This is a genomic window from Tianweitania sediminis (assembly GCF_017813335.1).
Lineage (GTDB): Bacteria > Pseudomonadota > Alphaproteobacteria > Rhizobiales > Rhizobiaceae > Tianweitania > Tianweitania sediminis.
In genome coordinates, this window is sequence record NZ_JAGIYY010000006.1 from 69,651 (window position 1) to 90,161 (window position 20,511).

The window sequence follows — 20,511 nt, forward strand, 5'->3', positions numbered from 1 at the left end:
TCGGTCCATACATCTCACGTTACTGCCGCCATTGCTTCGTTGGGCCAAATTGGCCAAAAGTATCGAAGGCATGGGCGAGGATTCGAATGCAGACCCTGAGCGCAAAAGACGCGAAGTACGGGTTCGGACGGTTGATCGATCTCGCCCGAGCCGAGCCGGTGGCGGTGGCCAAGCACGGGCGGACTGTCGTCGTCGTGTTGGCCGTTGAGGAATATGAACGGCTGAAGGCGATCGAGGCCGGCGCAGCACCCAAAGCCCCTGGTGGCGGTCAGAGTGAAGAATGAACGATTCGTTGAACAAGGGTCTGCAATTGAAATCTGCGATGTGGGACGCCGCGAATACTCTTCGCGGCTCCGCTGTCGATCGGACGGATTGGAAGGGTTACATTCTTCCTTTGCTGTTCTTCAAGCGCATCTCCGACGTCTGGGACGAAGAGACGGCTGAGGCTCGGGAGATCTATGGCGAAGCGGACCCCTCCCTGTTTCCGGAGGTGCACCGTTTCGTGCTGCCTGAGGGCTGTCACTGGAACGACATCAGGGAAGTCCCGGCCAACGTCGGCGCGGCCCTCCAGAGGGCCATGCAGGAGATCGAGCGGGCCAATCCGGACACGCTGTTCCGCGTATTCGGTTCGGCGGACTGGGGCAACAAGGAGAAGTTTTCCGACGAGTTACTGAAGGATTTGATCGAGGGATTCTCCGAGATTGGGCTCGGCAACACCACCGTCAGCACTGACGTGCTGGGCGACGCCTACGAATATTTGGTGGGCAAGTTTGCCGACGTCACCCGCCGCAACAAGGCGGGCGAGTTCTACACGCCGCGCAGTGTCGTGCGCATGATGGTCGAAATCCTCGACCCCAAGGAAAGTGAAAGCATCTACGACCCCGCCTGCGGCACGGGCGGCATGCTGCTCGGGGCTATCGAGCATGTCATGCGCAAGGGCGGCGATCCGCGCACCTTCTACGGCAAGATCTACGGCCAGGAGAAAAACCTGACCACGGCCGCGATCGCCCGGATGAACCTTGTCCTGCACGGGATCGAGGATTTCCAGGTGGCCCGTGAGGACACGTTGCGGTACCCGGCCTTCACGGATTCCAGCACCGGCGGCCTTGCCACCTTCGACTGCGTCATCGCGAACCCGCCGTTTTCGCTCAAGGAATGGGGGCGTGACTTGTGGGAGGCCGACCCTTGGGGCCGGGCCCAGTACGGCATCCCGCCTGAGAGCTATGGCGACTACGCCTTCGTCCAGCACATGATTGCGTCGATGGCGCCCACCGGGAACAGCCGCATGGCGGTCGTCCTGCCGCAGGGCGCGCTGTTCCGGAAATCTGCCGAAGGCTCGATCCGGCAGGCCCTGCTTGAAATGGACATGGTCGAGGCGGTCATCGGCCTTGCGCCGAACCTTTTCTACGGCACGCAACTGGCCGGATGTGTCGTCATCCTGCGCCGCAAGAAGCCCGAAGCCCACAAGAACAAGGTGCTGATCATCGACGCCTCCAGCCTGTTCCGCAAAGGCCGGGCGCAGAACTTTCTCGATCAGGAGCACAGCGGCCAGATCGTCGCCTGGTACCGCGCATTCGAGGATGTCGAGGATCGCGCCAAGGTGGCGACGCTGGAGGAGATCAAGAAGGAAGGCTGGACGCTGAACATCTCGCGTTACGTCCTGCCGCCCATCGGCCAGGACATCCCGCCGCTCCCCGAAGCCGTCGAGGCGTTCAAGACCGCGCTGGCCGACGCCCGGGCAGCCGAGGATCACCTGCGCAAGGTGCTGGTCGAAGGGGGGTGGCTGCAATGAGCGGGCTGACCCAACGCGAACTCGAAAGTTATCTCTGGGGCGCCGCCACCTTGCTGCGCGGCCTCATCGATGCCAGCGACTACAAGCAGTACATCTTTCCGCTGTTGTTCTTCAAACGTCTGTCCGACGTCTGGGATGGGGACTACCAGGAAGCTCTCGATGAAACCGGCAACGAGGGCTATGCCACCGCCACCGCCAACGACCGCTTCGTGATCCCCGAAGGCGCGCACTGGAACAACGTGCGCACGGCACCGCGCGATGTCGGCCGGGCGCTGCTGTCGGCTTTTCTCGCCATCGAGGCCGCGAACCCCGAGCGCCTGCAGGGCGTCTTCGGCAATGCGAACTGGACGGACAAGGCCCAGACGTCCGACAGCACGCTGAAGAACCTGATCGAGCATTTCTCCAAGCACGATCTGACCCTTGCCGCCGTGCCTGAGGATGAGCTTGGCAATGGCTACGAATACCTGATCAAGAAGTTCGCCGACGACAGCGGCCACACGGCGCAGGAGTTCTACACCAACCGCACCCTCGTCCATCTGATGGCGCAAATGCTGGAACCCCAGCCGGGCGAAAGCATCTATGACCCGACCTGCGGCACCGGCGGCATGCTGATCTCGTGCCTGGCCGAGGTGAAGCGGCGCGGGGGCGATATCCGCACCACCGGCCTTTACGGGCAGGAGCTGATCACCATCACCGCCGCTATCGCGCGGATGAACCTGGTCATCCATGGGGTGGACGATTTCCAAATCGCCAGCGGCAACACGCTGGCCACGCCCGCCTTCGTGCAGGGCGACCGGCTGCGCAGCTTCGACGTGGTCCTGGCCAATCCGCCCTATTCCATCAAGAAATGGAACCGCGGCGCGTGGGAACAGGATGCCTGGGGGCGCAACTTCCTTGGCACCCCGCCGCAGGGGCGGGCGGATTACGCCTTCTTCCAGCACATCCTGTCGTCGATGCACGCCAAGACCGGGCGCTGCGCGATCTTGTTTCCGCATGGCGTGCTGTTCCGCAATGAAGAGGCCGAGATGCGGCGCAGGCTGGTCGAATCCGACCGGGTCGAATGTGTGCTGGGGCTCGGGCCGGGGCTGTTCTACAACTCGCCGATGGAGGCCTGCGTGGTGATTTGCCGGTCGCAGAAGCCCGAGGCGCGCAAGGGGCGCATCCTGTTCATCGACGCGGTGGCCGAGATTGCGCGCGAACGGGCGCAGAGCTTTCTGCGCCCCGACCATCAGGCGCGTATCTTATCGGCCTATCACGCCTTTGCGGATGATCCCGGCTTTGCCGCGGTGGCGGATGGGGCCGATGTGCTGGCGGCCGACGGCAACCTGTCGATTGCGCGGTATGTGAAGCGGCCCAAGGCAGCGGTCGCAGGCGGAGGCGCGACGCTGGCGGCGACATGGGCGGCGTTTGACGAGGAGGGGCGCGAGTTCTGGACGGGCATGAACGCGCTGGTGGACATGCTCGATGGCCTGACGCCTGCAGAGGATGCCGATGCTTGAGCGGCCGATTTCCAAGGCGGGGTGGACGCGCGTGGCCTTTGGCGACGTGGTGCGCCTGTCAAAAGCGCGGGTGGCCGATCCCGAGGCGGCCGGGATCGAACGTGTCGTGGGGTTAGAGCATATCGAACCCGGCGACCTGCGCATCCGGCGCTGGGGTGACGTGGCCGATGGCACGACGTTCACCACCTTGTTCAAGCCCGGTCAGGTTCTGTTCGGCAAGCGCCGCGCCTATCAGCGCAAGGTGGCGGTGGCGGATTTCGAAGGGGTCTGTTCCGGCGACATCTATGTGCTGGAACCGGCCAACGACCGGTTGATGCCCGAACTGCTGCCGTTCCTGTGCCAGACCGATGCCTTCTTCGATCACGCCGTCGGCACCTCGGCCGGGTCGCTGTCGCCGCGCACCAACTGGACAAGCCTCGCCAGCTTCGAGTTCCTGCTGCCGCCGATTCAGGAGCAGGCGCGGTTGGTGGAAGGACTGACAGCGATTGATAGTTCGGGAAATGAACTTGAACAGGTGGTGAAGACTTCGGAATCTCTGATTGTCCCAATTCTGCGTAGCCTTGTTGGAATCCTCGATGGCGATGTCGAAGGCTTTATCGTAAAGGGCCGTGCGCACAGAACCCCCAATGGAACGCCGATACTGAGCGTGAAGGAGTTCGGCAGCAAAGCTCGGCAGGCTGTCCAGGTGGGGCCCTTCGGAGGCTCGGTATCAAGCAAATACTTCGCAGAATCCGGCGTCCCTGTTGCCAAAATCAATAACATTACACCATTTGGTGCGCTTGACCTGAGCGAACTGGTCTACCTCGAAGCAAGTCACGCGAAGTCGCTTGCAGGCAGATACTCTATTGAAGCAGGTGATTTGTTGACCGCAGCCCAAGGTGCAACGATAGGAAAATCGGCCTTGGCAGATGATAGGCTCTCTGGCGCAATCATCTCTCAGCACCTTATTCGAGTTTCGTGTGACAGGGGGCGGTGTCTCCCTGAATGGCTCCATGCTTGGTTTATCTCACCATTCGTCTTGCGTCAGATATTCGGCTCGATTCAAGGGGGGACCAGAGGAGGCCTGAACACCACTGACGTGGAAGAATTGCTGGTTCCTCTCCCTGACCTTCAGGATCAGGTTGCTCATGTTCGCACATTGAACGGCCTAAGATCGACTGCTGAAAAAGCGCGGCGAAGGCTACAGGTATTGGCTGAACTGAGGGCCAGACTTCTAAGTTTGGGAGGTGCCGAATGACCTTCAACGAATCCAACACCGTCGAAGCCCATCTGCGCGACCTTCTCGCGGGCGCGGCCTCGGCCCGCCCGGCGCAACTCTCCATCGGCCTTGCCCGCACGGGCGGCAGGATCGCGGGCCTCGGTTGGCATTACGTCGCCCCCGCCGACCTTCCCCGCCAGCCGCAAGAGGTGCTGGTCGAGCCCCATCTGCGCGACGCCCTGATCCGCCTGAACTCCGACATCGCCGCTAACCCCGGCCGGGCCGATGACGTGCTCTATCGCCTGCGCGCCATCGTCATGGGCGCACGGTCGGACGGGCTGGTGAAGGCGAACGAGGAATTTGCCGAGTGGCTCTTGGGCGAACGCTCCATGCCCTTCGGCGCGAATGGCGAACACGTCACCATCCGCCTGATCGACTTTGACGAGATCGAAAACAACAGCTTTGTCGTCACCCAGCAGTTCACCATCCGGGCGGGCAAGACCGAAAAGCGCGCCGATCTGGTGCTGCTGGTCAACGGCATTCCGCTGGTCCTGATCGAGGCCAAGACGCCGGTACGGTCCAGCCAAAGCTGGCTCGACGCCGCCTTGCAGGTGCATGACGATTACGAACGCAACGTGCCGGAACTGTTCGTGCCCAACGTCTTTTCGGTGGCGACCGAGGGCAAGGAGTTCCGCTACGGCTCGATCCGGATGCCGGTCGATCTGTGGGGCCCCTGGCGCGACGGCGACGGCAAGCAATCGCTGGGCGAGGTGGAAAAGGCCGCCGCCTCGATGCTGCGCCCGGCGATGGTGCTCGACATGCTCGACAGCTTCACCGCGTTCGCCACGCAGAAAGGCAAGCACCGCATCAAGATCATCGCCCGCTATCAGCAGGTGGACGGCGTCAACAAGATCGTCGCGCGGGTCGTGGCGGGCCAGCCGCGCAAGGGGCTGATCTGGCATTTCCAGGGATCGGGCAAATCGCTGCTGATGCTGTTCGCCGCGCGCAAGCTGCGGCTGCACCCGGCGCTGAAGAACCCCACGGTGCTGATCGTGGTGGACCGCATCGACCTCGACAGCCAGATCTCGGGCACCTTCTATGCCGCCGACATGGCCAACATGGTGCGCACGGAAAGCCGCAAGGAGCTGTCCGATCTGCTGGTCAAGGATGCGCGGAAGGTGGTGATCACCACGATCCACAAGTTCGCCGAGGCAGATGGAGTGCTGAACGACCGCGACAACATCATCGTGCTGGTCGACGAGGCGCACCGAACGCAGGAAGGCGATCTGGGCCGCAAGATGCGCGACGCGCTACCGAACGCGTTCCTGTTCGGCCTGACCGGCACGCCCATCAACCGCGCCGACAAGAACACCTTCTACGCCTTCGGCGCCGACACCGACGATGGCGGCTACATGAGCCGCTACGGCCTGAACGACTCGATCCGCGACGGAGCGACGAAGGAGCTGCATTTCGAGCCGCGCCTGGTGGACTTGCACATCGACCAGAAGGCCATCGAGGAGGCCTATGCCGAGCTGACGCAGGGTCTGACCGACGAGGACCGGGATCGGCTGGGCAAGGCGGCGGCCAAGATGTCGATCCTGGTCAAGGCGCCCGAACGCATCCGCGCAATTTGCGGTGACATCGCCAAGCACTTCCAGGAGAAGGTCGCCCCGAACGGCTTTGGCGCGCAGGTGGTGACCTTCGACCGTGAGAGTTGTCTGTTATACAAGCAGGAACTCGACCGCCACCTGCCGCCCGAGGTGTCCGACGTGGTGATCTCGGTCAACAGCGGCGAGCCCGAATATGCGGCCTTCAAGCGCGACCGCGATGCCGAGGAGAAGCTGCTCGACCGGTTCCGCGACCCGAAGGACCCGCTGAAGATCATCATCGTGACGTCGAAGCTGCTGACCGGCTTCGATGCGCCGATCCTGCAGACGATGTATCTCGACAAGCCGCTGCGCGACCACACGCTGCTGCAGGCGATCTGTCGGACCAACCGTCCCTATGGCGAGCAGAAGACGCATGGCCTGATCGTCGACTACCTCGGCATCTTCGACGACGTGGCGCAGGCGCTGAAGTTCGACGAGGAAGGCGTGCAAAAGGCGGTGTCGAACATCGCCGAGTTGATCAACGCCCTGCCGACCGCCCTGCAGAAGTGCCTCGCCTATTTCGCGGGAGTAGACCGAAGCCTGACCGGCTACGAGGGCCTGATCGCAGCGCAGGAATGTATCCCGAACAACGACCTGCGCGACGCCTTTGCGGCCGATTTCAGCGTTCTGGCGCGTATCTGGGAGGCGCTGTCGCCTGATCCGGTGCTGACGCAGTACGAGAACGATTATCGCTGGCTGGCGCAGGTCTACGAGTCGCTGAAACCCTCCAGCGGCACAGGGCGGCTGCTTTGGCATCGGCTGGGCGCCAAGACCATCGAGCTGATCCACGAAAACGTCCACGTCGATGCGGTGCGGGATGATCTCGACACGCTGGTTCTGGATGCCGAGCTGCTGGAGGCCGTCCTCGGCAATCCGGACCCCGAAAAGAAGGCCAAGGAAATCTCGGTCAAGCTGGCGGGCCGCCTACGGAAGCATGTGGGCAATCCGAAGTTCAAGGCGCTAGGCGAGCGCCTGGAGGACCTGAAGAACCGGCATCAGCAGGGTCTTCTGCTGTCGATCGACTTCCTGAAGGAGCTTCTGGCGCTGGCAAAAGACGTGGTGAAGACCGAACGCGAGACGCCGGAAGAAGAGGATATTGACCGGGGCAAGGCGGCGTTGACCGAGTTGTTCGAGGAAGCCCGGAACGGCGACACGCCGGTGATGGTCAAGCGGGTTGTGGACGATATCGACGAGATCGTGCGTGCGGTCCGTTTCGATGGCTGGCAGGCCACGCACGCGGGTGAACGCGAAGTCAAGAAGGCGCTTCGCCAGACCCTCTTCCGCTTCAAGCTGCATCAGGACGCCGAGCTCTTCGAGAAGGCATACGGCTACATTCGCGAGTATTACTGAACATGAAGGAGTTGCTCGACAACGCGGTGCTTTCGATCGAGCTCGGAGTTGAGGACTACCAGACAGGCGACGAGCGTCGTGTGCTGTCCGCCATCCGGAACCTTTACGCCGGCGTCCTGCTGCTATGCAAACAGGTGCTTTGGAACGAGTCGCCGCCAGGAACAGACGGCTCACTGATCTACAAGGATCTTGTTCCGCGAAAGATAGATGGCCGCGTTCTCATGGTGCCTAAGAAGCCACACCGGAACACGGTTGACCGACAACAGATCGAGGAGCGTTTCAAGGAGCTGGGGCTCAATCTAAACTGGTCAAAGCTCCAGGAGCTTGCTCGGATCAGAAATGATGTCGAGCATCTGTTCATGACGGTGAAACCTGCGATTGCGAAAGAAGCTCTTGCTTCGGCCATGCCAGTCATCGAGCAGCTGTTGGTGGGGCACCTTCAGGAAGAGCCCGCACACCTCTTCAGAGATGGTGTCTGGAAGTCACTTCTTGAGAATAAGGATGTTTTTGATCAGCAGCAGGTGAGATGCACTGAATCGTTCCGGCACATGAACTGGGAGTTTGAGACCCTCGTTGAAGCGGTCACAGAACTCAGGTGCTCGAATTGTGGATCCTCTCTGGTTCGGCAGATTGATTCCGACAACCAGAGCTTCGAGGCAATGGAGATCGATTGCGCGGAGTGCGGCGAGGCATTGGATCGTGAGGATGTTTTCGAGGCTGCAATCGGCGAGTCTGTGGCAAGCGACGCATACATCGCCATGACGGACGGCGGAGAACCGCCAGTCACAACCTGTCCCGAATGCCATCGCGAAAGCTGGGTGAACGGAGAAGGTTGCGTCCTCTGCCCGGGCGCTGATCTGATATGTTCAATGTGCGGAGAGGAGTTCAATCCAGACGACTTCAACTATGACGCGGGCATGTGTTCATACTGCGCATGGCGAATGGACAAGGTCATGCGCGAGTAGCTCATCCGGGTTCTTCACTGTCGCCACCCGGCAAAGTTCGATTTCTGTTCCACGCGGCAAATGCCCCTGAAATTGAAGTGTTTAGCGGGACACCTGATAAAACCTTGTTTTATCAGGTGCTTGTAAAAACTTCACCGAAATGACGAAGGCAACAGGTCCAGAGAATATCGGCCCTGAGAGACCGCTTCCGAGCCCCTTGGCGCAGCGGCCAGGGCTCAGCCCCTCCCGCATAACCCTCGAAAACAACGGAAAAATCCGGCCGCGGCCGGATCGGGAGAACGCTTTCGCTGGGGCAAGTGGCGGAGGGAGTGGGATTCGAACCCACGGTGAACTCGCGCCCACGCCGGTTTTCAAGACCGGTGCCTTAAACCGCTCGGCCATCCCTCCAACCAGAGCGCGGTTATAGCTGCGTTCCGGTCGGCGTCAACGTGTCCGCCGCAGCCTCTGGCTGCCTCTGCGTTCGCTAAGAACGACGCGCAAGCCTCAGCGCGTCGTTTGGGCCAGGAAACGGCGCAACTGCGGCAGGCGGTCGGCTCCGAAAAATCCTTCGCCATCGACAAGAAAGAAGGGTGAACCGATCACCTCTTGGTCCACCGCCCATTGGACGGCCTCCTGCAACAGGGTGCGCCCGGTCTGTCCGTTCAGCGCTTCCTGAACTGCGTCGGCTGGGATGCCGCACTCGCTGGCAACTTCGGCAAGCACCGATTCGGATTGGATATCCCGCTGCTCCGCGAAAAACGCGGTGAACAAACGCCGCCCGAGGCGCGCTGCCGCATCCGGGTCGCTTTCCCGCGCGACGTACCAGAGACGAGCGGCGAGGTGCGAGGACAACGGCAGTTTCACCGGCTCCCGGTAAGGCAAACCGTAGAACGCGGCAGACCGCTCCATGTCGTGGAGAAAGTAACGCCGCTTGGCCGGAACATCCATGGGCGCCGGAATGCCGTGTGCCTTCAACACCGCCCACATCAGGATGGGCTGCCAGCGAACCTCCCGCTGGAACTCCGCGCCGATGCGTTCGATCTCGTCCACGGCGCAATAGGCGTAAGGCGAAGCGAAATCGAAAAAGAAGTCGATTGGGCCCATGTCAGAACCGGAAAACGCCATAGCCGGGCTCGGCGAGAGGTGCATTCAAGGATGCGGCGATCGCCATCCCGAGTGCGTTGCGCGTGTCGAGCGGGTCGATGATTCCGTCATCCCATAGCTCCGAGGTGGAGTAATAGGCCGACAACTGCTCCTGGTAGGCGAGGCGGGTTTGTTCCCACAACCGCTTGACCTCGGCCTCGTCCACCGTGCCGCCGTTGCGCTTCATCTGGTTGACCTTGACTTCCGCGAGCGTGTTGGCGGCTTGGTCGCCGCCCATGACGCCGATCTGGTGGTTAGGCCAGGTGAACAGGAAGCGACCGTCGAAGGCGCGCCCGCACATCCCGTAGTTGCCCGCCCCAAAGGACCCGTTGCACATCACGGTGAATTTCGGCACTCGCGAACAGGATTGGGCCATGATCATTTTGGCGCCGTCCTTGGTGATGCCGCGCCGCTCGTACTCGCGGCCGATCATGTAGCCGGTGATGTTCTGGAGAAACACCAGCGGCGTGTTGTTCTGATTGCAAAGCTCGATGAAGTGGCCGCCCTTCAGGGACGAGTCGTTGAAGAGAACGCCATTGTTGGCGAGGATGCCGACTTTGTAGCCCCAGATATTCGCATAGCCGCAGATCAGCGTCGTGCCGTAGTTCGGCTGGTATTCGTGGAACCGGCTGCCATCGACTATGCGCGCAATGATCTCGCGCATGTCGAACGACTTCTTGATGTCATCGGGAATGATCCCGTAGATCTCGGCAGGGTCATAGGCCGGATCCTCCGGCGCCTCCTGCTGGCATTCCCACTTCTTCGGCCGATCCCATTGCGCAACGATTTCGCGGCCAAGATGGATGGCTTCGTCTTCCGTCGCCGCCGGGTAATCGCAGGTGCCGGATACGCTGGTGTGCATCTCGGCTCCACCGAGATCCTCGACGCTGACTTCTTCGCCGGTTGCAGCCTTCACCAGCGGCGGACCGCCAAGGAACACGGCGCCAGTGCCGCGCACGATCACGCTGTAGTCTGACAAGCCGGGGATATAAGCGCCGCCCGCCGTGCAATGGCCGAAAACGAGCGCCAACTGCTTCACGCCCATCTTGGAAAGGATCGACTGGTTGCGGAAGATGCGGCCCGCCATGTACTTGTCCGGGAAGACCTCGGACTGAAGCTGGAGAAAGCCGCCGGCGGAGTCGCACAGATGAATCACCGGCAACCTGTTTTCCATGGCGATGTCGAGAGCCCGCACGATCTTCTTGGCCGTCAGCGGATACCAGGCTCCGCCCTTGACCGTCGGGTCATCGGCACGGATGACCACTTCGCGGCCTGACACGATGCCGATGCCGACGATCGAACTGGCCGAGGGGCTGTCCCCACCATAAGCCATGTTGGCCGCAAGCGACGAGAGTTCAAGGAAAGGCGTGCCGGGGTCGAGCAGCTTCTCAATGCGATCGCGCGGCCGCATCTTGCCTTGCTTGGCGAGGCGGTCGAGATCGCGTTGCGGACGCACATGCCGGGCAGCTTCCTGGCGTTCGCGAAAGGCAGCCACGACCTGCCTGTTGTGCGCTTCGAAGCGGCGGAAGTCGCTTGAAGCGGTGCTGATCATGGATTGGATCTTGCGCATGCGGCCTCAAACCTTCTCGCTCTCGGGCTCGAGACGGACGATCACCTCATCCTTCTCGAAGGTGTCGCCTTCGCTGCGCAGCACGGCCGCAATTGTTCCGTCGCGTGGCGCGGCAAGCGTCGTTTGCAGCTTCATGCTCTCGATCGTGACCAGAGGCTGGCCGCGCGTGACGCTATCGCCCGGCGCACATTGCAGGGAAACGATTGCGCCCGGCATCGGCGCCTTCACGGCGTCGGCGCCGCTTGCGCCTCCACCCGCGGTGCTGAAAGGGTCGACGAAGCCGACCTCGAAGGTCCGGCCGCCCAGCCGCACGAGCTGCTTGTCAGGGACTTCGGCCCGGGCGAATTCAACGCGCCGGCCACCAACAGCCATCAGGTTGCGCCCGTTGCCGATTGCCGGCGTCCGCGAAACCTCGTGCTCAACCCCGTCGATCAGGAGGACGAGATGCGGTTTTCGCCGGGCGACGGTGACATGGTGCTCCACGCCGTCCACTGTAAGCCGAATGCTCATTCAGTTCCTCCAGCCGCCAATCGCGGCATAAGGTTCGGGTGTGCCAAGGGCGAGATCCTGAAAGTCCCGGTAACCGAGAGCTGCAGCCGCAAGCGCCTGCACCAGCGATAACCCTGTCGCCGGAGGCGCGGCGAGGGCCTGCTTGTGCTCCTGCACAAAGCTCGTGTGGAGATCTCCGTCCCGGAATGCCGGATGGTCCAGGACACGCGCGAGGTAATCGATGTTGGTGGTGACCCCGAGGAGCGATAGGTCGTGCAGGGCGGCGACAGAACGGTCAACGGCGTCCGAGCGCGTGCTGCCATGCACCACGAGTTTGGCCAGCATGGGGTCGAAATCGGCCGACACCTTCTGGCCCTCCTGAAGCGCATTTTCGAAGCGCAGCCAGTCCGCTTCAGGCACGCCGAGATATTGCACCACGCCGGTCTCAGGCATGAAGTCGTTGTCAGGGTTTTCAGCGCAGATCCGGCATTCGATGGCATGCCCGCTCTCCACCAGGTCGCCCTGCGCGATCGGCAGACCCTTGCCGGCAGCAATCTCGATTTGCGCGCGCACAAGATCCAGGCCGGTGATCATCTCCGTGACCGGATGCTCCACCTGCAAACGCGTGTTCATTTCCAGAAAGAAGAACCGGCCGTCGGCGCCGAGGATGTATTCGACGGTGCCGGCGTTCTTGTATTTGGCCGCCCGTGCGAGCTGCACCGCTGAAGCGCAGATCTCTTCGCGAAGGGCAGGGGACAGGTTTGCTGCTGGTGCTTCCTCGATGATCTTCTGGAAGCGCCGCTGCACGGAGCATTCGCGCTCCCACAAGTGGATGGCGTTTCCTTGTCCGTCGCCCAGCACCTGCACCTCGATGTGGCGAGGGCGCTCGACATAGGTTTCTGCGTAAACGCGTCCGTCGCCGAAGTACCGCTTGGCTTCGCTGGACGCGAGGCGGGCAGCTTCGGCGAGGTCTGCGGCGGTCCGCACGATGTTCATGCCCTTGCCGCCACCACCAGCCGCAGCCTTGATCAGCAGGGGGAAGCCGATATCACCGGCCTTGGCGATGAAGTCGTTGATGTCGTCCGTCGGCATCACGGAAGGCGCAACCGCCACGCCATGCGCTTCGGCGAAGTTGCGGGCGGAAATCTTATCACCCATCAGCGAGATGGTTTGCGCATCTGGCCCGATAAAGGTGAGGCCAGCTTCTGCCACAGCCGCTGCAAAGGCGGCATTTTCTGAAAGGAAGCCATAGCCTGGATGAATGGCGTCGGCACCCGCGGTGTTCGCGGCGGCGATGATCTGCCGAATATCGAGATGCGCGGCCACAGGGGTGTCGCCCGTGATCTCGATGGCTTCGTCGGCCATGGTCACGTGACGCGCGCGGGCTTCCACTGGGTGATGGATGGCGACCGAGCCGATGCCCATCTCGGTCAAGGTCCTCATGATACGGCAGGCGATCTCGCCGCGATTGGCGATCAGCACTTTCTTGAACAGCGGCGCGGCTGTCATGCAGCTTCCTCCAGGTTCCACATCGCCAGCCGTCCGCCGACTTCCAGCCAGGCTGCGGGAACCTCCACGGGGAAGTCCATCAGGATCTGCGCCAACGCCTTTCCCTGCGGATCGTGGCGAAGCGAAGCAACGCCGCCGCCGCCGAGACCTTCATGCAAAAGGAAGTTGAGGCCGTTCAGTCCGGACCATTCGAAGCGCTCGACGTCGCCGTTCACAAAATGCGCGAAGTAGGTCTTCACAGCCTTCGTCGAAAGGCTGCGGCGGAGCCACGGAAGATAATCGGCATGGCGAGCGAGAATGCCGATGTTGGCGATGTCGCCTTTGTCGCCGCTGCGGCCATGCGCCAAAGCGATCAAGGGAACGGTACCAAGCGGCAGGGACGCGTCGACCTGCATCTCAGGCTCGTCCGGCGGTGGCAAGGCACCTGGCTGTGCTGGAGGCAGCGACACCTCGATCGGAAGAACCTCGTCGTCCAGGCGCACAGTAACCGCGATGTCGGCCTTGGGCGCCAGAAAAGAAAACAAGCGGATCACCGGTTGCGGCTCGGGCCGACCGCCGGCAAAGCCGGTCAGGCTCTGCGCCATTGCCGTGGCTGCCGGATAGATCTCACGCGCGAAGATCGCCAGAGCGTCGCGGTTGGCGTGGCGCACGGCGATCTTCAAGACGATCTCGCGGGCCGCGCCGCCACGCGCCTGCGCGCCATAGTTGGTTTCGCTACCGAGAAGCTCGTACGACGTTTCTGAAAAATCGTCGAAGCCCTCTTCCTGCATCAGCCGCGACGCACGCTTGAGGATCGCCTGGGCGGTCGCCTGGGCTTTGGCCGGCGCTTCGCGGCCGGCGATCATCATCGTTGCGACCGCACGATAACCATCAGCGTAGGTGGCGCTCACCTTGTAGCTGTCGGTTGGTGCGGACCCGCGAGCGCCGGTGACCCGAACCTGATCAACGGCCGTTTGCTCGAGATCAACCTCGCTCCAATCCGCCAAGACATCCGGCAGGATGTAGCGGCAGGGATCACCGACCTCGTAAACGATCTGTTCGGCCACAGTGGCCGGGGTAACCTGTCCTCCAGTGCCTTCCGGCTTGGTGACAACAAAGCTGCCATCGGCTTCGCACAGCGCAATCGGGAAACCCATCCGGTCCCAGCCCTCGACATCGCGCCAGTCAGTGAAGATGCCGCCGGTTGTCTGGGTTCCGCATTCGATGATGTGTCCGGCAAGGCTTCCCGCGGAAAGGAGGTGGTAATCGGACGCTCCCCACCCGAACTCATGGATCAGCGGCCCAAGCACCACGGCCGAGTCCACCACACGCCCGGTCAGCACGATATCCGCTCCTGCATCGAGGGCAGCGGCGATCGGGAACGCACCCAGATAAGCGTTCATGCTGGCGAGCTTGTCCGGCATGGGGGCGCCGGAAAACATTTCGCGCGTTCCGTTTGACCGATAGCGATCGGCCGAGGGCAAAAGATCGTCACCTTCTACCACTGCGACCTTGAGATCGACGCCGACTTCCTTGAAGACGGCGAGAAGCGCGTCCCGACAGGCTCCCGGATTGACGCCCCCCGCATTGGTCACGACGCGAATCTTCTTGTCCGCGATTTCCTTCGCGAGCGGCTTCATCACCATCGTCACGAAGTCTGTCGCGTAGCCCATATCCGCCCGCTTGGCCTTCATCCGGGCGAGAATCGACATGGTGATCTCGGCAAGATAATCCATCACGAGGTAATCGATGGCGCCCGAGCGAACCAATTGCTTCGGTCCTTCGGGGCTGTCGCCCCAAAACCCGGCGCCGCAGCCGATGCGAACTGTTTTGCCCATCGACCTCACTCCGCCGTCCATTGGGGCGAGCGCTTTTCGGCGAAAGCTGCGAAGCCTTCGCGGGCGTCCTGCGTCCGTGCCATGTTCGCCAGCATGAACTGGGCGTATTCAAGTGCGCTTTCGGTTGACATTTCGCGGATCTTGCCGAGCGCCTGTTTGCCCAGCCGGATGCCAGTCGGCGACTTGTCGGTGATGCGTGCCAGAAGCCAATCGAGCTTCGCGTCCAGGTCTTCGGCAGGCACCGCGTAATTGACGATGCCTTCTGCAACGGCATCTCGCCCTGTGATGGGTTCGCCGGTGACGCAGAGTTCCATCATGCGGCGGTATGAAAGGATCCGCAGCAGATAAGGCAGGATCATCATCGGGAAGAGGCCGACCTTGACCTCGCTTACGCCGAGCATGGCGTTGTCGGTGCAAACGGCCATGTCGCAGGCGCAAACCAGCCCGAAGCCGCCCGCAAGCGCATGACCGTTGATCCGCGCGATGAGCGGAAGCCGGCATGCATCCATGCGCTTGAGCAGTTTGGCCACATAGTGACGGGGATCCGCGGCATCGATGGTGAAGGGGGTTCCATCAGCGGCGGGCTGGAGATCGCCTCCCGCGCAAAAGGCTTTGGTGCCCGCGCCGGTGAGCACCACCGCGCGCACGGAGCGATCGGCTTCCGCTAGATCCAATCCGGTCGCGATGCCTGCCGCAACCCTCTCATTGAGCGCGTTGCGACGCTCTTCGCGGTCGATCACGATCCATTGCACGGCGCCACGACGTTCAATGCTGATAGGTTCGCTCATCACTCCCCCAGTACCTGTGAGCCCAACCAAATGATTTGAATTCATCAGCCTTGTCAACAACCCTGATGCGGAGGGGGCAGTCACTTTGCCGGAATGTCTAGACCACAGGGAGCGCTGGTTCGGCGACGACTTGTTTGTTGATGAAATCTGTTCATTATGAGAAGAGGACGCGGGACGCACGGGAGGAGGACGCCTTGGACGCGATACGCAACGAGAAGCCGAACCTGTTCGACTTCGATGCCGACCACGAGATGATCCTGGACAACGCGGATCGATTTGCCCGCAATGAGCTCTATGGCTTGTCCGAGAGGATGGACAACGAGGAATGGTGGCCGGACGAGGCTTTTCCAAAGATCGGAGACAACGGGCTTTTCGGCATCACCATTCCCGAGGAGTTCGGTGGCGCCGGCCTTGATCTCTTCGCGGCCGGCCTTGTTTTGCAAGGGCTAGCGCGCTGGAACCACGCAATGGCGCTTGCTTGGGTTGCGCATGACAACCTTTGCGCCAACAACATCTATCGCAACGGCAATGAAGACCAGCGGCGGCGCTATCTGCCGGACCTCTGCGCCGGCCGCAAAATCGGCGCTCTCGGCTTGACCGAACCCGGTGCAGGGTCCGACGCGCTGGGCTCGATGCGCACCACGGCGCGGCGTGACGGCGATCACTACGTCCTCAACGGCAGTAAGATCTACATCACCAACGGACCGGTCGCCGACGTGCTTCTGGTTTACGCCAAGACCGATCGCGAAAAGGGTCCGCACGGCATCTCAGCCTTCATTGTCGAAAAGGACATGCCAGGCTTCAAAGTCGCGCAGAAGCTCGTGAAGATGGGCTATCGAGGCAGCCAAACGGCCGAGCTTCTTTTTGAAGAGTGCCGGGTGCCCGCGGCGAACCGCGTGGGAGAAGAAAACGAGGGGGTCAGGGTCGTGATGAGCGGGCTCGATCTCGAGCGCGCGATGATCTCACCCTTGTGCCTCGGCATTGCCGAGCGCGCACTCGAACTGACGGTGGACTTCGCCAAGACGCGGCAGCAATTCGGCAAGCCGATCGGTTCGTTTCAGATGGTGCAGTCGATGCTGGCAGACATGTATGTGCATGTGGAGACCATGCGAACCTTCACCTACCGAACCCTGTCTGCGGCTGCCAAGGTCGAGATTGGCGAGGGCGGTCGCGGCGACATCCACCGGCTCACCGCCGCTTCAGTGATGTATGCCGCGGAAGCCACCCACAAGGTTCTGGATCTGGCCGTGCAGGTGCATGGTGGCAGCGGTTACATTTGGGAGTCCGAGATCAACCGGTTGTTCCGCTCCACCAAGCTGATGGAAATCGGCGCGGGCACGACGGAAGTGCGCAAGATGATCATCTCGGGCGAGCTCCTGAAGGGCATGAAGCGTGACTGACGCGCGAGAAGCGGGGACCTTCGGGCTCGACGACGAGGCGCTCGCGACACGTTCGACCGTTTTTGCCCCCAACTCCTTCAATGGCAAAGTGGTTGTGGTGTCTGGAGGCGCCGGTGGCATCGGACGTGCAGCCGCCTGGCTGTTTGCCCGATTGGGCGCTCATGTCGTGATATCCGGCCGAAGCCAGGAAAAGATCGACGCTGTCGCAAACGCGCTTCAGGCGGCGGGGCTGAAATGCAGCGGCCATCCGGTTGATGTGCGCGATCCGGATGCGGTTGCCGCATTCTTCGACACAGTCTGGGCCGAGCAAGGTCGCCTCGATATTTTGGTGAACTCTGCCGGCGGCCAGTTTCCGCAAGCGGCCATTGATTATTCGGTAAAGGGCTGGAACGCCGTCATCAACACGAACCTCAACGGGACGTGGTTCATGATGCAAGCGGCGGCGCGCAAATGGCGCGATGCCGGGCAGGCTGGCAGCATCGTCAACATCGTTGTTGTGACGACGGGCGGGCTCTACGGCGTGGCACATTCGGTTGCGGCGCGGGCCGGAGTTATCAGCTTGAGCCAAAACCTTGCCGTGGAATGGGCGCCGCTCGGGATCCGCATCAACTGCATCGCGCCGGGCGCAATCGAAACGGAAGGCTGGAAAGTCTACGCTCCCGAAGCGCGTGCGGCATATCCAAGCTCCAACCCGTCTATGCGCGTCGGCGACGCCTGGGATATTGCCGAAGCGTGCGTTTATCTTGGTGGCCCCTCCGGCAAGTTTATCACCGGCGATCTCTTGACGATCGATGGGGGCGCGCAGCACTGGGGCGAGACCTGGACCACTGGGAAGCCCGACTACTTCAAGCAGGCCGATTAGCCTGCGGGCCTGACGAACTCCATCAGTTCGATCACGACCCCATCCGGATCTTCCACGCAGAAGACCATCAGCTCCGATCCACCCATGCGGATCGGAAGAGCTTCGCTATAGGGCTGATACCCGGCTTCAACAAGCCGCTTATGCAACGCCACGGCATCAAGCGTGCGGAGGCAGATCCGACCAACGCCGGGCTGGGCGAGGTTCGCACGCGCGTCTCCGACAACCTTGGGAGAACGCCACTCGATCAGATCAAGCCGTGTTCCGTCGCGCCGGCCCTTGGGCATCAGAAGGACAGCACGTCCGTCGACGTCAGCCGGGAGGCGGAGCACCGGCGCGAGCCCTATGGTGCCAAAATCAGGATCACCCATGGCAGCGAAGTCGGCCACCAGTTCGAAGCCGAGCAGGTTGTAGAAGGCCAGCGACCGGTCGAGGTCGGTGCAATTGACATTGATGTGGAAGAACGACTGGATGTCGCCCAGCTGCCGTTCGGAATGGTGGTCCGTCACTTGAAGATCTTCCCTTGCAGCAGCTTGACATAAGTTTCGACGACCCCGGCGGACGGACGGACATATTGCCCGTCTTCGAAGCAGAAGCGGCCACTCAGATACTCGCGCGTTGAAATCAGCATCTGGGTGAGCATGTCCATCTCAACGGGATCGTCGATCAGGAGATTGCCGCGAAGGCGTTCATATTCCAGAGCTCGACGGTAGCTGGCCGACTGCATCTCCAGATGCATGCGAAAGCCGCGCGGCGCTTGCACCGTGCCTTCGCTCAGGATCTTGAAGAGGTGCGGCTCCTTTTCCAGGAACTCAAAGAAGCCGCTGAGGCGTGCCTTTTCCCGCTCGATAGCATCGTCCGGCGCTTCCAACACGCGTTGGCGGACCAGCGCGTGCAAGCGCCTGCTGATCGAGGGCAGCAATTGGTCGAGCAGGTCCTGCCGCGACTCGAAGTAATTGTAAAACGTTCCCTGCGCCACCTTTGCTCGCGCCGTGATGGCGGCAATCGAGGCAGCCGCATACCCCGACTCGCCCACGGTCTGCACAGCGGCATCAAACAACCGTTGCCGCGTGGCTTCTGCCTTTTCCGCCCGCGTCAGCCGCGCCGGCCTACGCCCTGGGGGGTTTGTATCGTCATCTGCAGCGAGTTTGAGGGAAGTGCTCATGACTAGCAAGGGTACGGTCGCATGCGAAATGAAGCAATCGAAATGAATTATGAGTCGGGATTCATTTCTGTTTACAAGCGCGCGTTTTCCGCTAGCGTGGGTCTTCAAGAGACGGTCCGGGAGGAGCACCCACGCAGAAGGGGTGAAGGATCGCTCCACGCCGCCTATCCGGCTGCTTCCTGATCCATTCCGTCGAGGTTCAGCCTCGAATTGTTCAGCTATCCCTGGGAGGAAACTGATGATTAAACACGCTCGTTCTCTTGTTGCCGCGACTGCGCTGCTGGGCACGCTGTTCTCAGCGCCGGTGCAAGCAGCCGAATTCATTATCTCGACCGCGCTTGGCAAGCCGCACCTTTGGGTCGGCGCGCATATGGACCCATTTGCTGATGCCATTGAAAAGGCCAGCAATGGCGACATCACCTTCACCCGCTTCTATGCCGGCGAGCTCAGCGCCGTTGGGCGCGAACTCGACAGCCTCACCAGCGGGACGATCCAGGTTGCCGCGCCACTCCTGGCACCTTACCACGAGGGGCTTTTTCCCCTTTCCGACGTGACGCAGCTTCCGACCTACGGAACGACGTCGCCGATGGTGACGCGTGCCTTCCAGAAGCTCCTCGATTCGGACCAGGAGTTGAAAGACGGAAAGACGTTCTACGAGTATGAGATTTCGAGCAAAGGGATCCACGCCTGGGCTCTCGGCGCGACGGCGGCTTATTCGATTTCTACGGCCAAGAAGGTTCTGAAGGAGCCGGGCGACTTTGCGGGTGTGCCTCTGCGCGCTGGTTCGGCCCTGCACACCATCATGCTCGAGAAGCTTGGCTCCACCCCTGTCACCATGCCGGGTTCCGCTGCCTTCGAGGCGGCATCCCGCGGCACGATCGAAGGGCTGGTGATCGCCATCTCCGACTGGCCTTCCTATTCGCTTCAGCAGGTGATGCGGCACTCAATCGTGGATGTCTCGATTGGGCATTGGGAAAGCTACCTCGCCGTCAGCGACGCGATGTGGAACGAGCTGACGGAAGAGCAGCAGAAGCTTTGGGACAAGACCGCGCGCGAGATCGCCCTCACAAACGCCGAACAATGGGAAAGCCGCGTCGACACGGTGAAGGAAGCGTCCATCAAGGATGATGGCGGCTCCTTCGTGTCGATCAACGACCTGTCGCCAGCCATGAAGCAGCACATCGACAAGGCTGCGGCGGACACCTGGACGGCATGGATCGAGCGGACGGAAGCCAATGGTCATCCAGCCCGCGCAACGGCGAAGCTTTACGCCGAGCTGATCCAGGCCGAGGGCGGCAAGCTGCCGGATGGCGTCGCCGAATACCTGGCGAAGTAATTC

At 61.7% G+C, this 20,511-nt stretch carries 17 protein-coding genes and 1 tRNA gene; 9 read left to right on the forward strand and 9 right to left on the reverse strand.

Annotated features, from left to right (window positions below; all coding sequences use genetic code 11):
• The first annotated feature begins 86 nt into the window (after positions 1 to 86).
• The 6 genes from J5Y06_RS16130 to J5Y06_RS16155 are packed head-to-tail and all read left to right on the forward strand — an operon-like array spanning position 87 to position 8,453.
• The gene (locus J5Y06_RS16130; protein WP_209336211.1) at positions 87 to 284 is read left to right on the forward strand and encodes a type II toxin-antitoxin system Phd/YefM family antitoxin; all 198 of its coding nucleotides are present in this window, start codon (positions 87 to 89) and stop codon (positions 282 to 284) included.
• The gene (locus tag J5Y06_RS16135) at positions 281 to 1,792 is read left to right on the forward strand and encodes a type I restriction-modification system subunit M (protein WP_245247964.1); all 1,512 of its coding nucleotides are present in this window, start codon (positions 281 to 283) and stop codon (positions 1,790 to 1,792) included. Before J5Y06_RS16130 ends, J5Y06_RS16135 begins: the two co-directional genes overlap by 4 nt.
• Positions 1,789 to 3,291: a type I restriction-modification system subunit M gene (locus J5Y06_RS16140; protein ID WP_209336212.1), complete on the forward strand. Its 1,503-nt coding sequence runs from the start codon at positions 1,789 to 1,791 to the stop codon at positions 3,289 to 3,291. The genes J5Y06_RS16135 and J5Y06_RS16140 overlap by 4 nt, the downstream gene beginning before the upstream one ends.
• Positions 3,284 to 4,528: a restriction endonuclease subunit S gene (locus J5Y06_RS16145; RefSeq protein WP_209336213.1), complete on the forward strand. Its 1,245-nt coding sequence runs from the start codon at positions 3,284 to 3,286 to the stop codon at positions 4,526 to 4,528. The genes J5Y06_RS16140 and J5Y06_RS16145 overlap by 8 nt, the downstream gene beginning before the upstream one ends.
• Positions 4,525 to 7,488 (forward strand): type I restriction endonuclease subunit R, encoded by a 2,964-nt coding sequence (locus J5Y06_RS16150; protein WP_209336214.1) that lies wholly within the window; start codon positions 4,525 to 4,527, stop codon positions 7,486 to 7,488. Before J5Y06_RS16145 ends, J5Y06_RS16150 begins: the two co-directional genes overlap by 4 nt.
• Before the next feature lie 2 nt (positions 7,489 to 7,490).
• Positions 7,491 to 8,453 carry a hypothetical protein gene (locus tag J5Y06_RS16155; RefSeq protein ID WP_209336215.1) on the forward strand — a complete coding sequence of 321 codons (963 nt, stop codon included), beginning with the start codon at positions 7,491 to 7,493 and terminating at the stop codon, positions 8,451 to 8,453.
• 297 nt (positions 8,454 to 8,750) lie between these two features.
• Here the strand turns inward: J5Y06_RS16155 and J5Y06_RS16160 are convergent.
• From J5Y06_RS16160 to J5Y06_RS16190, 7 genes are all read right to left on the reverse strand, one after another.
• Positions 8,751 to 8,840, reverse strand: a tRNA-Ser gene (locus tag J5Y06_RS16160).
• A gap of 96 nt (positions 8,841 to 8,936) precedes the next feature.
• On the reverse strand, positions 8,937 to 9,536 hold the full coding sequence (locus J5Y06_RS16165; protein WP_209336216.1) for a 2-hydroxychromene-2-carboxylate isomerase: 600 nt from the start codon (positions 9,534 to 9,536) through the stop codon (positions 8,937 to 8,939).
• Position 9,537: 1 nt separating this feature from the next.
• Positions 9,538 to 11,145 (reverse strand): acyl-CoA carboxylase subunit beta, encoded by a 1,608-nt coding sequence (locus J5Y06_RS16170; RefSeq protein ID WP_209336217.1) that lies wholly within the window; start codon positions 11,143 to 11,145, stop codon positions 9,538 to 9,540.
• Positions 11,146 to 11,151: 6 nt separating this feature from the next.
• Positions 11,152 to 11,655, reverse strand: coding sequence for a biotin/lipoyl-containing protein (locus tag J5Y06_RS16175; protein WP_209336218.1), 504 nt, complete (start codon positions 11,653 to 11,655; stop codon positions 11,152 to 11,154).
• Complete coding sequence (locus tag J5Y06_RS16180; protein ID WP_209336219.1) at positions 11,656 to 13,143, reverse strand: acetyl-CoA carboxylase biotin carboxylase subunit; 1,488 nt, start codon at positions 13,141 to 13,143, stop codon at positions 11,656 to 11,658. It abuts the gene before it with no gap.
• A complete protein-coding gene (locus J5Y06_RS16185) occupies positions 13,140 to 14,960 on the reverse strand; it encodes an acyclic terpene utilization AtuA family protein (RefSeq protein ID WP_209336220.1) in 1,821 nt (606 codons plus the stop codon). Before J5Y06_RS16185 ends, J5Y06_RS16180 begins: the two co-directional genes overlap by 4 nt.
• Before the next feature lie 5 nt (positions 14,961 to 14,965).
• A complete protein-coding gene (locus tag J5Y06_RS16190; protein WP_209336221.1) occupies positions 14,966 to 15,748 on the reverse strand; it encodes an enoyl-CoA hydratase-related protein in 783 nt (260 codons plus the stop codon).
• Between the two features lie 194 nt (positions 15,749 to 15,942).
• Here J5Y06_RS16190 and J5Y06_RS16195 point away from each other — a divergent pair, with 194 nt between their 5' ends.
• The gene (locus J5Y06_RS16195) at positions 15,943 to 17,148 is read left to right on the forward strand and encodes an acyl-CoA dehydrogenase family protein (protein WP_209336222.1); all 1,206 of its coding nucleotides are present in this window, start codon (positions 15,943 to 15,945) and stop codon (positions 17,146 to 17,148) included.
• Complete coding sequence (locus tag J5Y06_RS16200) at positions 17,141 to 18,010, forward strand: SDR family oxidoreductase (protein WP_209336223.1); 870 nt, start codon at positions 17,141 to 17,143, stop codon at positions 18,008 to 18,010. The genes J5Y06_RS16195 and J5Y06_RS16200 overlap by 8 nt, the downstream gene beginning before the upstream one ends.
• Here J5Y06_RS16200 and J5Y06_RS16205 read toward each other — a convergent pair.
• Together J5Y06_RS16205 and J5Y06_RS16210 are read right to left on the reverse strand one after the other, a co-directional pair.
• Positions 18,007 to 18,516: a VOC family protein gene (locus J5Y06_RS16205; protein ID WP_209336224.1), complete on the reverse strand. Its 510-nt coding sequence runs from the start codon at positions 18,514 to 18,516 to the stop codon at positions 18,007 to 18,009. The genes J5Y06_RS16200 and J5Y06_RS16205 overlap by 4 nt on opposite strands.
• Positions 18,513 to 19,331 (reverse strand): TetR/AcrR family transcriptional regulator, encoded by an 819-nt coding sequence (locus tag J5Y06_RS16210; RefSeq protein ID WP_209336225.1) that lies wholly within the window; start codon positions 19,329 to 19,331, stop codon positions 18,513 to 18,515. Before J5Y06_RS16210 ends, J5Y06_RS16205 begins: the two co-directional genes overlap by 4 nt.
• Before the next feature lie 79 nt (positions 19,332 to 19,410).
• On the opposite strand from J5Y06_RS16210, the gene dctP reads away from it, so the two are divergent.
• Positions 19,411 to 20,508 carry a TRAP transporter substrate-binding protein DctP gene (gene dctP, locus J5Y06_RS16215; protein WP_209336226.1) on the forward strand — a complete coding sequence of 366 codons (1,098 nt, stop codon included), beginning with the start codon at positions 19,411 to 19,413 and terminating at the stop codon, positions 20,506 to 20,508.
• Positions 20,509 to 20,511 lie beyond the last annotated feature (3 nt).

Coding starts and splice junctions, on each gene's coding strand:
- J5Y06_RS16185 (WP_209336220.1), bottom strand. CDS start 14,960: ATGGGCAAAACAGTTCGCATCGGCTGCGGCGCCGGGTTTTGGGGCGAC.
- J5Y06_RS16130 (WP_209336211.1), top strand. CDS start 87: ATGCAGACCCTGAGCGCAAAAGACGCGAAGTACGGGTTCGGACGGTTG.
- J5Y06_RS16180 (WP_209336219.1), bottom strand. CDS start 13,143: ATGACAGCCGCGCCGCTGTTCAAGAAAGTGCTGATCGCCAATCGCGGC.
- J5Y06_RS16190 (WP_209336221.1), bottom strand. CDS start 15,748: ATGAGCGAACCTATCAGCATTGAACGTCGTGGCGCCGTGCAATGGATC.
- J5Y06_RS16140 (WP_209336212.1), top strand. CDS start 1,789: ATGAGCGGGCTGACCCAACGCGAACTCGAAAGTTATCTCTGGGGCGCC.
- dctP (WP_209336226.1), top strand. CDS start 19,411: ATGATTAAACACGCTCGTTCTCTTGTTGCCGCGACTGCGCTGCTGGGC.
- J5Y06_RS16135 (WP_245247964.1), top strand. CDS start 281: ATGAACGATTCGTTGAACAAGGGTCTGCAATTGAAATCTGCGATGTGG.
- J5Y06_RS16165 (WP_209336216.1), bottom strand. CDS start 9,536: ATGGGCCCAATCGACTTCTTTTTCGATTTCGCTTCGCCTTACGCCTAT.
- J5Y06_RS16170 (WP_209336217.1), bottom strand. CDS start 11,145: ATGCGCAAGATCCAATCCATGATCAGCACCGCTTCAAGCGACTTCCGC.
- J5Y06_RS16145 (WP_209336213.1), top strand. CDS start 3,284: ATGCTTGAGCGGCCGATTTCCAAGGCGGGGTGGACGCGCGTGGCCTTT.
- J5Y06_RS16155 (WP_209336215.1), top strand. CDS start 7,491: ATGAAGGAGTTGCTCGACAACGCGGTGCTTTCGATCGAGCTCGGAGTT.
- J5Y06_RS16150 (WP_209336214.1), top strand. CDS start 4,525: ATGACCTTCAACGAATCCAACACCGTCGAAGCCCATCTGCGCGACCTT.
- J5Y06_RS16175 (WP_209336218.1), bottom strand. CDS start 11,655: ATGAGCATTCGGCTTACAGTGGACGGCGTGGAGCACCATGTCACCGTC.